The sequence below is a fragment of the Pseudomonas sp. NFACC04-2 genome (assembly GCF_900119265.1).
In the GTDB taxonomy this organism is placed as follows: Bacteria; Pseudomonadota; Gammaproteobacteria; order Pseudomonadales; family Pseudomonadaceae; genus Aquipseudomonas; species Aquipseudomonas fluorescens_AA.
This window is the reverse complement of record NZ_FPJC01000004.1, coordinates 264,837-278,452: the sequence shown is the minus strand read 5'-3', so window position 1 is coordinate 278,452 and position 13,616 is coordinate 264,837. Positions and strand designations below refer to the sequence as shown.

Below are 13,616 nucleotides of genomic sequence, written 5' to 3'. Positions count from 1 at the left end.
AATGGGGAAGTGAGCTTCTGTCGACGTCTGGAGCACCCGGGTTTGGCCGTGTGTCCGGAAGTGGCCGATGACTTTGCAGGATCGCTGCGCGCCTCGGCATGAGCTCATAAACCCGCCGGGGATGAATGGCGATGAATGCCACGATTCTACACCGCTGACGCCAGGATGAAATGACGCAAAGCGCTGATCGGGCGCTAATGTCGTGCACGGGATGACGACTGGCAGGGTTCAGCCGGCCAACAGCCCCCTGTCACGCTGCCGGACCAGGGCATTGAGCGCCATCCCCAGCAGGCTGAGCAGGACCAGGCACAGGGCCAGGGTGAGCTGCAAGTCCAGCGGGGTGACGCTGATCGCGGCACTGGTCAGACCGCCGACAATGAAGATCAGCACGCTGCCGGCGGAGGCGGATGTGCCGGCCCGCCCGGGAAATCTGTTCATGGCTTGGGTGTGGGCGGCTGCGCGGGCAATGGTCGTTCCGGTGGTGCACACGATCATGGGTAGTAACAGGGTGGTGACTGACAGACCCAATTGATTGGCAAGCCCCAGCATCAGCAGGCCTGCGGCGAGGATCAGGGCCAGCCCGGTGATGATTTGCGTCTGTGGATCGATTCGATTGCTCAGCACGGACGCTACCGCGCCCCCGCCGATGTAGGCCAGCCCATAGCCCAGCAGCGCCAGGGAAAAAGCCTCGGAGGAGAGGCGCAACTGGTCGATCAGGACCAGCGGCGAGATGACGATGAACGAAAAATGGCAGGAAAAAGCCAGCGCCGAGGTTAACCAATAGGCCATGAAGCTGAAGTCGCCGCAGACCTTTCGATAGGATGCGATGAAGTCCAGGCGCCTGGGTCGGCTGTCTGCCACAGGGCGTTGAAGTAAACGACTGGCGCTGATGAATGCACCGATTGCCAGGGCAATGAACACCAGGAAGCTGCCTCGCCAGCCCATCCAGTTTTGCAGCCCGGTGCCGGCCAGGGGCGAAACGGAAATGAAGATCCCCCCGCAGGTGACCAGAAAGATTCGCAGACGCTGCTGTTCCCGACCAGTGAACAGGTCTTGGATCAGCGCTTGGGACAGCACGAAGCAACCGCATCCCAAGGCCTGGACGACACGCAAGAACAAAAAGGCCCCGTAACCGTCGGCGAGCACGCAACCGGCGGCTCCCCCGGCGGAAACGGCGATCCCGATAAGCAACAGGTTTTTTCGCCCCATGACGTCGGAAAGCGGGCCGACCAGCAGTTGGGAAAGGGCAATCCCTATCGCGAACAGGCTGACAGACAGGGCAATGTCCGCGGATGAGCGTTCAAAATGCTCGGACAGGGCGGGAAACGAGGGCAGCACGACATCGATGGGAAAGACGCCGAGCAGTGTCAGCGTCAGCAACAAGCCGACGGTGGCCGGTTTGCGGGCAGCCAGGCGATTTTGCGGATCAGTCATTGACGAGGTCCAAGGCTTACCTGAGGGGCGCTTTCAATCCTAATGCGTCATGCCCGCCGGGCGCGGGGAGATTGAGTAGGAAGGCTCTGGTAATTGCGTGGGAGTTCTCCTGCGGACTTATTCAGGCGTGCAAAAAAAATCGCAGCCGAGGCCGCGATCAGAATGCGATTCGAGTGCGCGGGGCACAGCGCTACGGCACTGGCCCCGCCCGGCCTCAGCTGTTGGGTAACAACCGGCAGGTGATGCTCTTGATATAGCGGGTTTCGGCGATGGCCGGGTGTACTGGGTGGTCTGGCCCCTGGCCGCCGCGTTCGAGCAGTTGGATGTTGCGGTCCAGATGACGGGCGCTGGTCAGCAGGATGTTTTGCAGGTCGTCTTCGGGCAGGTGCATCGAGCACGACGCGCTGACCAGGATGCCGTCCTTGCTGAGCAGGCGCATGGCTTGCTCGTTGAGACGGCGATAGGCGCCTTCGCCGTTCTTCAGGTCTTTCTTGCGCTTGATGAAGGCCGGTGGGTCGGCCACGATCACGTCGAAACGTTCTTCGCTGGCCTTGAGCTCTTTCAGGGCCTCGAACACGTCGCCTTCGATGCAGGTCAGCTTCTCGGCGAAGCCGTTCAACGCGGCGTTGCGCTCGACACCGTCGAGGGCGAAGGCCGAGGCATCGACGCAGAATACTTCACTGGCGCCGAACGCCGCGGCTTGCACGCCCCAGCCGCCGATGTAGCTGAACAGGTCCAACACGCGCTTGCCCTTGGCGTACGGGGCCAGGCGTGCGCGGTTCATGCGGTGATCGTAGAACCAGCCGGTTTTCTGGCCTTCCATGACCGGCGCTTCGAACTTCACGCCGTTCTCTTCCAGGGCCACCCATTCCGGCACCAGGCCGAACACGGTTTCGACGTAGCGGTTCAGGCCCTCGGCGTCACGGGCCGCGGAGTCGTTCTTGAACAGGATGCCGCTGGGCTTGAGCACCTGGGTCAGGGCGGCGATCACGTCGTCCTTGTGGGCTTCCATGGTGGCCGAGGCGATCTGCACCACCAAGATGTCGCCGAAACGGTCGACCACCAGGCCTGGCAACAGGTCGGAGTCACCGTAGACCAGGCGATAGAACGGCTTGTCGAACAGCCGCTCGCGCAGGGACAACGCCACGTTGAGGCGATGCACCAGCAGGGACTTGTCCAGCGGCAGCTTCACGTCACGGGACAGCAGCCGGGCGCAGATCAGGTTGTTGGGGCTCATCGCAACGATGCCCAACGGCTTGCCGCCGGCAGCTTCGAGGATGGCCTGGTCGCCGGCCTTGAAGCCGTGCAGGGGCGTGGCGGCCACATCGATTTCGTTGCTGTAGACCCACAGGTGGCCGGCGCGCAGGCGACGGTCGGCGTTGGCTTTGAGGCGCAGGCTAGGCAGGGACATGACGTCGCTCCGGAAAAAAGAGCGGGAGTATACCGTGTTGCAACCTTGGCGGGGCTCGCGCTGGACATGTGGCGATGTAGGAGCTGTCGAGTGCAACGAGCTGCGATCTTTCCCCGGACAATTTGATTCCCAAGCGAAAGATCAAAAGATCGCAGGCTTCGCCAGCTCCTACAGAGCAGAGCGTCCCAGGCTTCAGGCGGACAACGCGCTGAGCAACTCGCGGTTGAACGCCGGGATGTCATCGGGCTGGCGACTGCTGATCAACGTGCCGTCCTTGACCACTTCCTGGTCGACCCAGTTCGCGCCAGCGTTGACCAGGTCATCCTTGAGGGTCTTGTAGCTGGTCATGGTCTTGCCCTTGACCAGCCCGCTCGACGCCAGCAACCAGCCGCCATGGCAAATCACCGCAATGGGTTTGCCCGCCGCCTCGAAGCCCTTGACCAGTTGCTGGGCGTCGGGGTCGATGCGGATGGTGTCGGAGTTCTGCACGCCACCGGGCAGCACCACGGCGTCGTACTGCTCGACATTGGCGGCCTTGAAGGTCAGGTCGATCGGGAAGTCGTCGGCCGGTTGGTCATGGTTCCAGCCTTTGACCTGGCCTTCGCGGGCCGAAACGATGTCCACTTTGACGCCGGCCTGTTCCAGCGCCTGCTGGGGGCCGGTCAGCTCGGCCTGTTCAAAGCCGTCGGTCACCAGGATGGCGACACGTTTGTTGTTCAGGAAACCAGACATGAAAAAATCTCCTCAAGCTGAGTGGTCGGGCTGCCGACTCAAGCCTGTATGCAGGCTTGGCTGTCGGCCCTGTAAAGTCCGAAGCCGATGCCTGAGGGAAAGTTCCGCCGATCTACCCGGCGGTGTATCGGATCCATCTTTAAGGGTTAGAATCCCCGCCTGACCCAGAGTGTGTACTCATGTCCAAAGAGCTTTCCGCCGAACAGATCCAACAATCCCTGCAAGGGATCAGTGTGCCACCCCAGCCGCAGATCATGGTGGATCTGCAGATGGAGCAGTACATGCCCGACCCGGACCTGGAGACCATCGCCAAGTTGATCTCCCAGGACCCGGGGCTCTCGGGAGCCTTGCTCAAGATCGTCAACTCGCCGTATTACGGCCTGCGCAACAAGATCACCTCGATCCAGCGCGCGGTGAACCTGCTGGGCAGCCGTTCGATCATCAACCTGATCAATGCGCAGTCGATCAAGGGCGAGTTGCACGACGACGCCATCGTGACCCTGAACCGCTTCTGGGATACGGCCCAGGACGTGGCGATGACCTGCCTGACGCTGGCCAAGCGCGTCGGCCTGGAGAACGGTGACGAAGCCTATGCCTTGGGATTGTTCCACGACTGCGGCGTGCCGTTGATGCTCAAGCAGTTCCCCAACTACATGAGCGTGCTGGAGGAGGCCTACGCCAGTGCCAGCGGCGAGTGCCGGGTGGTGGACACCGAGAACCGCGTGTTCAACACCAACCATGCGGTGGTCGGTTACTACACCTCCAAATCCTGGCGCCTGCCGGATCATGTCAGCCAGGCGATCGCCAACCACCACAACGCCCTGGCGGTCTTCAGCGACGAGTCTTCACGCAACAACAGCCAGCTGAAAAACCTGCTGGCGATCCTGAAGATGTCCGAGAACATCTGTGCGTCCCACCGGGTGCTCGGCAACCAGGCCGAAGACCACGAGTGGGATAGCGTCGGGAGCCTGGTGCTCGACTACATCGGTTTGTCGGAATACGACTTCCAGACCCAGAAACAGGAAATTCGCGACCTCGCCTCTCGTTGAGTGCGCGGCGTCGCCTGACGCGAGAACCTCATGCCAGAACTGCCGGAAGTCGAAACCACCCGTCGCGGCATTGCGCCCCATCTTGAAGGCCAGCGGGTCAGTCGCGTGGTGGTCCGTGACCGCCGCCTGCGCTGGCCGATCCCGGAAGATCTCGACGTGCGGCTTTCGGGCCAGCGCATCGTGCAGGTGGAGCGGCGGGCCAAGTACCTGCTGATCAATGCCGAGGTCGGTACGTTGATCAGCCATCTGGGCATGTCCGGTAACCTGCGCCTGGTGGAGGTTGGCATGCCCGCCCTCAAGCATGAGCACGTGGACATCGAGCTGGAGTCCGGCCTGGCCTTGCGTTACACCGACCCTCGGCGCTTCGGCGCGATGCTCTGGAGCCTCGACCCGCTCAATCACGAGCTATTGATTCGCCTTGGCCCCGAGCCCTTGACCGACCTGTTCGATGGCGAACGGTTGTTTCAGCTATCGCGGGGGCGTTCCATGGCGGTCAAGCCGTTCATCATGGACAATGCGGTGGTGGTGGGCGTGGGCAATATCTATGCGACCGAGGCGCTGTTCGCCGCCGGGATCGACCCGCGCCGGGCCGCGGGAGGCATTTCCCGGGCGCGTTACCTGAAGCTGGCGATCGAGATCAAGCGCATCCTCGCCCATGCTATCGAGCGCGGCGGTACTACGTTGCGGGATTTCATCGGTGGGGACGGCCAGCCTGGCTATTTCCAGCAGGAGCTGTTCGTCTACGGCCGGGGCGGGGAGCTGTGCAAGGTCTGTGGCACGGGACTGCGGGAAATCCGCCTGGGCCAGCGCGCCAGTGTCTGGTGCCCACGTTGCCAGAGCTGATTCGTCCGACGGTCTATAGTCAGTAGTCATATTGATTTAGCCGAAGGATCGCCCGATGAAACCGCTTCGACCTGTCGTTCTAGCGCTGCTGCTGAGTGTCGGTTTGCCTGCCTTGGCAAACAGCGGCAGCGGTGACCCACGCTACACCATCCAGAATCCGCCGGCCTTCGCCATGCTCGGTGACCTGCTGATCGCCCGCCCGCTGCTGCTCGCCGCTACGGTGATCGGGGCTGGGGCATTCGTGGTGTCCTTGCCCTTTACCGCCCTGGGCGGTGGGGTCGGCGATGCGGGGAAGGCGTTGGTGGTGGACCCGGCCAGGGCCACGTTCGTGCGGTGCCTGGGGTGTGTGGGGGAGGGGTTTGAGCGACAGGAGTGAGGCAGGCAGCTGGAGCTTGGGTGTCGCTGCTGGCCCTTTCGCGAGCAAGCCCGCTCCCACAAGGGATTTGCTTAGGACACACATGCTGTGGACATAGCCGATCTCTGTGGGAGCGGGCTTGCTCGCGAAGAGGCCCGCACAAACGCTACAGTGGCTTCTGGCTCAGGCCTTGCCAGTAATCCTGCGATATTTCGCCATCAACTGTTCTTCAGTCTCCGGATGAGCCTCGTCCAGCGGGATGCAATCCACCGGGCAAACCTGCTGGCACTGGGGTTCGTCGTAGTGGCCGACGCACTGGGTGCACAGGTTCGGGTCGATGACGTAGATCTCCTCGCCTTGGGAAATGGCCTCGTTCGGGCATTCGGGTTCGCAGACGTCGCAATTGATGCAGTCGTCGGTGATGATCAGGGACATGCAGGCTCCTGCCGGGGCGTTGGGCCCGGGCATCTGAAAACGTATGGGCGCAATTGTGCCGCATTGGCGAGCGCAGTGCACGCGGGCGCGATGGACTGCGTTGCGCTGCGAGGTGGCTCGCAGCGCCTGCCGGTCATTTCTTGAAGCGCAGGGTCAGCGCATCGGCCACGGCCGGATGGACAAACTTGGTGATATCACCGCCCAACGCTGCGATTTCCCGTACCAGGGTCGAGGAAATGAAGGAGTAGCGCTCCGACGGCGTCAGGAACAGGCTCTCGACGTCCGGGGCCAATTGACGGTTCATGTTGGCCAGTTGGAACTCGTACTCGAAGTCCGAGACCGCACGTAGGCCGCGCAGGAACACATTGGCGTTCTTTTCCTTGGCGAAGTGGGCCAACAGCGTCGAGAAGCCGACCACTTCCACGTTGGGCAGGTGCTTGGTGACCTCGCGGGCCAGTTCCACACGTTGCTCCAGCGGGAACAGCGGGTTCTTCTTCGGGCTGGCGGCGACGGCAATGATCACGTGGTCGAACAGGCGCGCGGCGCGTTCGACCAGATCGCCATGGCCCTTGGTAATAGGGTCGAAGGTACCTGGGTACAACACTCGGTTCATCGCGTCGTCCTGGCGGGAGTCCGTTGGGGAGTCGGATGGTATCGCAGCCTTCTCGGTCGGCCAAGTCGGCTGTTGGATAAGAAAGCACTATAGACGCTGCGAATAATCCGGATATTCATGGGTTTTTCAGGCGTTCGGCCAGGGCTGTCGCCAATTGTGCGGTCAGCCCGTACACCGATAATTGCGGGTTGGCGCCGATGCTGGTGGGGAACAGCGAGCCGTCATGGATCGACAGGTTGCCCAGTTGGTGATGGCGCCCCAGGCTGTCAGTGACGGCGGTTTTCGGGTCTTCACCCATGGCGCAGCCACCCATTACGTGGGCGCTGCCCAGGCGCGTGCGGTACAAGGCCAAGTCGAGCCCGTCGATCAGCGTGCGGGCCTCGGCCAGGGTCTTCACGTAGCGGGCGTCGCTGTGCAGGGGCATCACCGCCTTGGCGCCACCGGCGAATTGTATTTCGGCCATGCTGTGGAAGGCCCGGCGCAAGCCGTCCCAGGTATACGGCGAAACGGGGTAGTCGAGCACGGGCGCGCCATCGCTGCGCAACTCGACGCGGCCGCCGGGGCTGTCCGGGTGAAAACCGTCGCGCAGCAGCGCCAGCATGGCATGGGTGTGAGGCAGCCGGGACATGTGCAAGGCGTTCTCGGGGCCGAACCCGCCCAATAGCGTGGCGGCGAGCGCCGGGTGCAAAGGCGGGACTTCGAGCTTGTAGGACATCTTGCCGGTGGTTCCGTCCTGCCATTGGAAGTGATCCGAATAAATCGATTGCGGCGCACCGTAGAACGGGTTGATGACCTCGTCGAATTGCCCGGCGGACATGTTTACCAGGTGTAGGAAGGTGCGTTTGCCCACACGCTCGTACGGGTCTGGCGCAGCGGAGCGCAACAGCAGGCCGGGGCTGTTGATGCCGCCGCCCGCCAGCACGTAGTGCCGTGCCTTGACGGTGATGCGCCGCCCGCTGGGCGCTACGCAACGCTCATCCATGGCTTGGCACTCGAGGCCGACGACGGCATCGTTCTTGATGGTCAGGCGCTCGGCCCGCGCCAGGTAAAGCAGCGCGCCACCCTTGTCCAATGTGGCCGGGATGGTGGTGACCAGCATCGACTGCTTGGCGTTGGTCGGGCAGCCCATGCCGCAATAGCCCAGGTTCCAGCAGCCGCGGACGTTGCGCGGGATGACGTGCCAAGCGTAGCCCAATTGTTCGCAGCCTTTGCGGATCACGTCGTTGTTGGCGTTGGGCGGAACCAGCCACGGCGCCACGCCCAGGCGTTGTTCCATCTGCGCAAACCAGGGCGCCATTTCAGCGCGGCCGTGGCCCTTGACGTTGTGCTCGGCGGCCCAGTGATCGAGGGTCTGGTCGGGCGTGCGGAAGCTGGAGGTCCAATTGATCAGCGTCGTGCCACCGACGGCCCGGCCCTGGAGAATGGTGATGGCGCCGTTCTTGCTCATGCGTCCGAGGCCTTCCTGATACAGGCTGCTGTAGGCCTGGTCTTCGAGCATCTTGAAGTCATGACTGGTCTTGAGCGGTCCTTCCTCGATCAGCAACACCCGGTAGCCGGCAGCACTGAGGATTTCCGCCGTGGTGCCGCCACCGGCACCGCTGCCGACGATGGCCACGTCGGCTTCCAGGGTCAGGTCCTCGGTCAATTGCGCGCCGTTGTAGGTGGTCCAGCCTCGGGCCAGGCCTTCGCGGAAGGGATCGGGTACGGGCATGTTCTGGGCTCTCTTATTGTTTTGAGGTTGCGATAGACCCCTCGTGGGAGCGAGCTTGCTCGCGATAGCGGTGTGTCAGTCAATCAATAGGTGGCTGATGTGACGCTATCGCGAGCAAGCCCGCTCCCACAGGGGTTGGTTCTGGTTGGTCAAACCGTTGGCTGCCCCGGATACCCGCAATGCGCCCAGGCTTCGGATTGGGTGTACCAGGCCATCATCACCAATTGCAGCAACGAGCAGTGACCTTGCCGTAGCAGATCCAGCGAACTGTTTTCCCACCGCGCGAGAAACTGGCGGATGTCATCGGCACTGGCGTTTTCCCACACCCCCCAGACCCCGGTCAGTGGCCCGCGGGTAACGCCCAGCGTGAGTACATCGAACAACTGATGCGTGAGCTTGAGCATGGCGGGGGACAGGTGGGCCAGGCTTCTGTCCAGGCTGCCCAAGGTCGAGTCAATGGCGGCAGGGATCTGCCCGACGGCCACTGCGCCGTCCAGCATCACAGGGATGACGGCGCGTAAAAACGTCAGGTCGCTGTCGCGCAGGGTCGTCAGGCCGGCGGCCGGCTGGCTTGGCGAGCAACCGCTCAGGCTGGCGCCCAGCCCGACGGTGGCCAGGAAGGCGCTGGCGCCGAGGCTGAATTTCAGCAGGCCGCGCCGTGACAGCGCGGAGGTATCGGTGAGGTTGGCGTTCATGATTGTGATTACCCGGGCAGACACGTATCAGCGGACAAACAGCTTCTGAATCAATTTCTGTAAGGGTTTGCCGTAGGGCGGATAAATCAGCTTCGCCGCGTTGAACCGCTGTTTGGTCAGCACGCCCTTGGCCTTGCTGAAGGTCAGGAAGCCCTCATGCCCGTGGTAATGCCCCATTCCCGAGGGCCCGATGCCGCCGAACGGCATGTCATCCTGGGCGACATGCAACAACGTGTCGTTCAGGCAGACGCCGCCGGAATGGGTTTCGTGGAGCACGCGCTGCTGTTCGGTCTTGTTGTAGCCGAAGTAGTAGAGCGCCAGCGGGCGAGGTCGCTGATTGATGTAGGCAAATGCCTGGTCCAAATGGTCATAAGGCACGATGGGCAGCAGCGGGCCGAAGATCTCGTCTTGCATGACGGTCATCTCATCGTTGACGTTGAGCAGCAGACTGTGGGCCATGCGGCGGCCCTGGCCTTGCTCGAACAGCTCGATCAGCAACGCGCCCTTGCCGGTGGCGTCGCTGATGTAGCCATTGAGCCGCGCCACTTGTCGTTCATTGATGATGGCGGTGTAGTCCGGGTTGTCCGCCAGAGTCGGATAAAACCTGCGCACCGCCTCGCGATACGCCTCGACGAACTCACCGACGCGGTTCTGCGGCACCAGTACATAGTCCGGGGCGACACAGGTTTGCCCGGCATTCAGGGTTTTGCCGAAGGCAATGCGTTCGGCGGCGTCCTTGATGGGGACATCGACCGACACGATGGCTGGCGATTTTCCACCCAGCTCCAGCGTGATCGGGGTCAGGTTTTCGGCGGCGGCCCGCATGACATGCTTGCCGATGCTGGTGGCGCCGGTGAACAACAGGTGATCGAAGGGCAACTTGGAAAACGCCATGCCGACATCCGCCTCGCCGAGCACCACGCACACCAGGTCCTGGGGGAAGACCCGGGCGAGCAATTGCTTGAGCAGCAAGCCAGTCGCCGGTGTCGACTCGCTGAGCTTGAGCATCACCCGATTGCCCGCCGCCAATGCTCCGACCAGCGGTCCGATGGCCAGAAACAGCGGGTAGTTCCACGGCACGATGACCCCGACCACGCCCAACGGCTGGTACACCACTTTGGCCGACGCGGGCTGGAATGCCATGCCCACCTTGCGTCGGGAGGGTTTCATCCAGCCCTGGAGGTGCCGGCTGGCGTAATGGATGCCGTGCAGGCTGGGCATCAGCTCGGCCAACAGTGTTTCGTCGGCGCTGCGGTGGCTGAAATCCTGGCTGATGGCGTCGATCAAGGCTTGTCGTTCGTTGCTCAATACCTCGCGCAGTGCCTTGAGCCATTGCCGGCGCTGCTCGGCCGGTGGCATTGGGTGGGCAGCGTAGGCCTGGCGCTGGGCATCGAAGAGCGACCGCAGTTCGTCCAGTTGTTGTTGAGACTCGTGCAGGTAGGCAACGTCGGCAGGCATCGTCAGGCACCGGATGTTATTAGAATGAAGGTTTTCTAGAGCTTATACTCTAGAAAGTCAATGACATCCGTAACGGCTTTGGGTTTTTCCTGTGACCGATAGGTCGTAAGATGCCGATCAATGCCTTCGTCGATTAAAGCCCAAACCATGGCCCCACGAATGAAAACCAGCGAGCGCATCGTGCAAAACAGCCTCGAGCTGTTCAACCAACAGGGTGAGCGCAGCGTCAGCACCAATCACATCGCCGCCCACATGGACATGTCCCCGGGCAATCTCTATTACCACTTCCCCAACAAGCAGGCGATCATCGCCGTGCTGTTCAGTGAATACGAGGACCTGGTGGACAGCTTCCTGCGTCCGCCCCAGGGCCGGGCGGCCACGGTGGATGACAAGCGCTTCTACCTGCAGGAGCTGCTGGCGGCCATGTGGCGCTATCGCTTCTTGCACCGGGACCTGGAGCATCTGCTCGACAGCGATCCGGACCTTGCGGCCCGCTATCGTCGGTTTTCCCAGCGCTGTCTGATCCACGGCACTGCGATCTACGAAGGTTTCGTTGCCGCCGGCATCCTGAAGATGGACCGGGTGCAGATCGAGTCCCTGACCCTCAACGCCTGGATCATCCTCACGTCCTGGGTGCGGTTTCTGTGCACCACGCGGGAAAATTTCAGCCACCTGAGTGAGCAGGCCATCAAGCGCGGCGTCTATCAGGTGCTGGTGCTGGAAGCCGGTTTCGTGACCGATCAGGCCCGCGAAGCGGTGGATGCATTGTTCAAGGAATATTACGTCCCCCTGGCCCAGACCCTGGAGGAAGGGCAGTAGGACCGATCCCCGACTTAGCCACAGGAGCTCACCATGCCCATCGCGCAACTCATCAGCCCCGAAGCCCTCGAACAGCGGCGATCAAGGCCCGGGCTGGTCATCCTCGACTGCCGCTTTGCCCTGGAAGACCCGGATTACGGTCAACGCAGTTATGCCGAGGGCCACATCGCCGGGGCCTCGTTCGCGGACCTTGAGCGCGATCTGAGCGGGCCGGTGATCAAAGGCGTGACCGGGCGTCATCCGCTGCCCGAGCCCGAGGCCTTGATCGAGCGCCTCAGGGCTTGGGGGCTCGATAACGACAGCGACGTCGTGCTGTATGACGACGGCCCCGGCGCTTATGCCGCGCGAGCCTGGTGGTTGCTGGCCTGGCTGGGCAAGCGCGATGGCGTGTCCATCCTCGACGGTGGGCTCAAGGCCTGGCATGCCGCTGGCTTGCCTTTGAGCCTGGATCCGCCGCAGAACAGCCGCGGGACTTTCACGGGTGCGGCGGATGCGAGCTTGTTGATCAATGCGCAAGCGCTGCAACAACGCCTCGGTGAGTCGGCCATGACCCTGCTGGATGCCCGGGCATTGCCGCGCTTCAAGGGCGAAGTCGAGCCGATCGACCCGGTGGCTGGGCATATCCCGGGCGCCCAGTGCGCGGCGTTCACCGACAACCTGGGCGCCGATGGACGCTTCTTGCCGGCCGCCCAGCTCAAGCAACGCTTCGCCGAAAAACTGGGCGAGCGCTCGCCCACCGAACTGGTGGCGTACTGCGGCTCCGGCGTGACGGCGTGCCATAACCTGTTTGCCTTGTGCCTGGCCGGGTATCCCTTGGGGCGGCTGTACGCCGGCTCGTGGAGTGAATGGATCAATGATCCCCAGGGGGGCGTGGCGAAGGGCGATTAGCTCCCCCCAGAAAAAACCAATGTGGGAGCGAGCTTGCTCGCGATGACGGTGTGCCAGACAACTTCAATGTCGCTGCCCCACCGCTATCGCGAGCAAGCTCGCTCCCACAAGGGATTGCTGGCGAACGCTGAACCGGTGAACACCTCCCACAGGGGATTTGTGGTCAGCCACGCCTCAGGCTGGCCAACCAATCGGGAATCCGCCGCTCCAGGTAATACCCCGGGCGCCGCAGGGTTCCGTCGACAAACCCTACATGTCCGCCCCGGGCGTGCAGTTCAAGTTGGGTCGAGGTGGACAACTCGCCGGGTTCGGGCAGGCTGTGGGGAAACACGAAAGGATCGTCGGCGGCCTGGATGACCAGGGTCGGCGTGCTGATGCCCGCCATGAAATAGCGGCTGGAGGCGCGGCGGTAGTAGTCCGCGGCATCGGAGAACCCGTGCAGCGGCGCAGTCACCCGGCCGTCAAAGTCCCAGAAGGTGCGCATGTTTTCCAGCGGGCCAAGCGCCGCCAAGGTCGCCAGGCCTTCGTGGTGTCCGTCGTGCTGGAACTGGCGTTGCTTGTTGCGCACATAGGCCACCATCTGTCGCATGAAGTGCGCTTGGTAGAACTTGGAAAACCCCTGGCCGATGCGATCGGCGCACTGGTCGAGGCGAAACGGTACCGAGACCGCCACCGCCCCTTGTAGCTGGCTGTCGCGGCCGGCTTCTCCCAAGTGCTTGAGCAACACATTGCCACCCAGTGAATAACCCACCGCAAACAGCGGCGCCAAGGGCCGCCTGGCGCGCAAGTGAGTAATGGCGGCGGCCAGGTCTTCGCTGACGCCCGAATGATAGCTGCGGGGCAACAGGTTCGGCTCGCCCGAGCAACCGCGCCAATTCAAGGCCGCGCTGGCCCAGCCCTGGCGACCCAGCGCCTGCTGCAACCCGGCTACGTAAGGCGAGTTGGAAGAGCCGGTCAGCCCGTGCAGCACCAGCACCAGTGGTGCCTCGGCGCTGTGGGGGCCGTGCCAGTCGAGGTCGAGGAAATCGCCGTCTTCCAGCCACAGGCGCTCGCGTTGACGCTCGATGTGGGTGGTCTGGCGCCACAAGGGGCCCCACAAGGTTTGCAGGTGCGGGTTGCCAAGGCCCGGGGCGGGGACGAAACGTTCAGATGCGGCGGACATCATTATTATTC

14 protein-coding genes are annotated in these 13,616 nt (G+C 62.8%); 5 read left to right on the top strand and 9 right to left on the bottom strand.

Going from position 1 to position 13,616, the window contains the following annotated elements; translation table 11 throughout:
* Positions 1-228 precede the first annotated feature (228 nt).
* The 3 genes from BT125_RS07830 to BT125_RS07820 all read right to left on the bottom strand — a co-directional run bounded on the left by BT125_RS07830 (position 229) and on the right by BT125_RS07820 (position 3,577).
* A complete protein-coding gene (locus tag BT125_RS07830; protein ID WP_072405930.1) occupies positions 229-1,434 on the bottom strand; it encodes an MFS transporter in 1,206 nt (401 codons plus the stop codon).
* A 214-nt stretch (positions 1,435-1,648) separates the two neighbouring features.
* Positions 1,649-2,845: a class I SAM-dependent rRNA methyltransferase gene (locus tag BT125_RS07825; protein ID WP_003206543.1), complete on the bottom strand. Its 1,197-nt coding sequence runs from the start codon at positions 2,843-2,845 to the stop codon at positions 1,649-1,651.
* Between the two features lie 192 nt (positions 2,846-3,037).
* On the bottom strand, positions 3,038-3,577 hold the full coding sequence (locus BT125_RS07820) for a type 1 glutamine amidotransferase domain-containing protein (RefSeq protein WP_072405929.1): 540 nt from the start codon (positions 3,575-3,577) through the stop codon (positions 3,038-3,040).
* Positions 3,578-3,810: 233 nt separating this feature from the next.
* Between BT125_RS07820 and BT125_RS07815 the strand changes: the two genes are divergently transcribed.
* The 3 genes from BT125_RS07815 to BT125_RS07805 are packed head-to-tail and all read left to right on the top strand — an operon-like array spanning position 3,811 to position 5,845.
* Positions 3,811-4,626, top strand: coding sequence for an HDOD domain-containing protein (locus BT125_RS07815; protein WP_170866816.1), 816 nt, complete (start codon positions 3,811-3,813; stop codon positions 4,624-4,626).
* Positions 4,627-4,656: 30 nt separating this feature from the next.
* A complete protein-coding gene (gene mutM, locus BT125_RS07810; RefSeq protein ID WP_053188961.1) occupies positions 4,657-5,469 on the top strand; it encodes a bifunctional DNA-formamidopyrimidine glycosylase/DNA-(apurinic or apyrimidinic site) lyase in 813 nt (270 codons plus the stop codon).
* Between the two features lie 55 nt (positions 5,470-5,524).
* On the top strand, positions 5,525-5,845 hold the full coding sequence (locus BT125_RS07805) for a hypothetical protein (protein WP_060740179.1): 321 nt from the start codon (positions 5,525-5,527) through the stop codon (positions 5,843-5,845).
* Positions 5,846-6,007: 162 nt separating this feature from the next.
* Here BT125_RS07805 and BT125_RS07800 read toward each other — a convergent pair whose 3' ends face one another.
* The 5 genes from BT125_RS07800 to BT125_RS07780 form a co-directional block, all read right to left on the bottom strand.
* The gene (locus BT125_RS07800; protein WP_009683359.1) at positions 6,008-6,259 is read right to left on the bottom strand and encodes a YfhL family 4Fe-4S dicluster ferredoxin; all 252 of its coding nucleotides are present in this window, start codon (positions 6,257-6,259) and stop codon (positions 6,008-6,010) included.
* Positions 6,260-6,392: 133 nt separating this feature from the next.
* The gene (gene coaD, locus BT125_RS07795; protein ID WP_003177462.1) at positions 6,393-6,872 is read right to left on the bottom strand and encodes a pantetheine-phosphate adenylyltransferase; all 480 of its coding nucleotides are present in this window, start codon (positions 6,870-6,872) and stop codon (positions 6,393-6,395) included.
* A gap of 115 nt (positions 6,873-6,987) precedes the next feature.
* Positions 6,988-8,583 (bottom strand): GMC family oxidoreductase, encoded by a 1,596-nt coding sequence (locus tag BT125_RS07790; RefSeq protein WP_072405927.1) that lies wholly within the window; start codon positions 8,581-8,583, stop codon positions 6,988-6,990.
* Positions 8,584-8,732: 149 nt separating this feature from the next.
* Positions 8,733-9,278, bottom strand: coding sequence for a twin-arginine translocation pathway signal protein (locus BT125_RS07785; RefSeq protein WP_072405926.1), 546 nt, complete (start codon positions 9,276-9,278; stop codon positions 8,733-8,735).
* A gap of 27 nt (positions 9,279-9,305) precedes the next feature.
* A complete protein-coding gene (locus BT125_RS07780; RefSeq protein WP_072405925.1) occupies positions 9,306-10,736 on the bottom strand; it encodes a coniferyl aldehyde dehydrogenase in 1,431 nt (476 codons plus the stop codon).
* Between the two features lie 147 nt (positions 10,737-10,883).
* Here BT125_RS07780 and BT125_RS07775 point away from each other — a divergent pair, with 147 nt between their 5' ends.
* Both BT125_RS07775 and BT125_RS07770 read left to right on the top strand, forming a co-directional pair.
* A complete protein-coding gene (locus BT125_RS07775) occupies positions 10,884-11,555 on the top strand; it encodes a TetR/AcrR family transcriptional regulator (protein ID WP_072406112.1) in 672 nt (223 codons plus the stop codon).
* Positions 11,556-11,588: 33 nt separating this feature from the next.
* Positions 11,589-12,443 carry a sulfurtransferase gene (locus tag BT125_RS07770; protein ID WP_072405924.1) on the top strand — a complete coding sequence of 285 codons (855 nt, stop codon included), beginning with the start codon at positions 11,589-11,591 and terminating at the stop codon, positions 12,441-12,443.
* Positions 12,444-12,606: 163 nt separating this feature from the next.
* Here BT125_RS07770 and BT125_RS07765 read toward each other — a convergent pair whose 3' ends face one another.
* Complete coding sequence (locus BT125_RS07765) at positions 12,607-13,605, bottom strand: hydrolase (protein ID WP_072406110.1); 999 nt, start codon at positions 13,603-13,605, stop codon at positions 12,607-12,609.
* Positions 13,606-13,616 lie beyond the last annotated feature (11 nt).

What these genes read in the sequence shown, in the direction of transcription:
- BT125_RS07825 (WP_003206543.1), bottom strand. Translation starts at nt 2,845, where the DNA reads ATGTCCCTGCCTAGCCTGCGCCTCAAAGCCAACGCCGACCGTCGCCTG.
- BT125_RS07790 (WP_072405927.1), bottom strand. Translation starts at nt 8,583, where the DNA reads ATGCCCGTACCCGATCCCTTCCGCGAAGGCCTGGCCCGAGGCTGGACC.
- mutM (WP_053188961.1), top strand. Translation starts at nt 4,657, where the DNA reads ATGCCAGAACTGCCGGAAGTCGAAACCACCCGTCGCGGCATTGCGCCC.
- BT125_RS07770 (WP_072405924.1), top strand. Translation starts at nt 11,589, where the DNA reads ATGCCCATCGCGCAACTCATCAGCCCCGAAGCCCTCGAACAGCGGCGA.
- coaD (WP_003177462.1), bottom strand. Translation starts at nt 6,872, where the DNA reads ATGAACCGAGTGTTGTACCCAGGTACCTTCGACCCTATTACCAAGGGC.
- BT125_RS07765 (WP_072406110.1), bottom strand. Translation starts at nt 13,605, where the DNA reads ATGTCCGCCGCATCTGAACGTTTCGTCCCCGCCCCGGGCCTTGGCAAC.
- BT125_RS07780 (WP_072405925.1), bottom strand. Translation starts at nt 10,736, where the DNA reads ATGCCTGCCGACGTTGCCTACCTGCACGAGTCTCAACAACAACTGGAC.
- BT125_RS07800 (WP_009683359.1), bottom strand. Translation starts at nt 6,259, where the DNA reads ATGTCCCTGATCATCACCGACGACTGCATCAATTGCGACGTCTGCGAA.
- BT125_RS07830 (WP_072405930.1), bottom strand. Translation starts at nt 1,434, where the DNA reads ATGACTGATCCGCAAAATCGCCTGGCTGCCCGCAAACCGGCCACCGTC.
- BT125_RS07785 (WP_072405926.1), bottom strand. Translation starts at nt 9,278, where the DNA reads ATGAACGCCAACCTCACCGATACCTCCGCGCTGTCACGGCGCGGCCTG.
- BT125_RS07775 (WP_072406112.1), top strand. Translation starts at nt 10,884, where the DNA reads ATGGCCCCACGAATGAAAACCAGCGAGCGCATCGTGCAAAACAGCCTC.
- BT125_RS07820 (WP_072405929.1), bottom strand. Translation starts at nt 3,577, where the DNA reads ATGTCTGGTTTCCTGAACAACAAACGTGTCGCCATCCTGGTGACCGAC.
- BT125_RS07805 (WP_060740179.1), top strand. Translation starts at nt 5,525, where the DNA reads ATGAAACCGCTTCGACCTGTCGTTCTAGCGCTGCTGCTGAGTGTCGGT.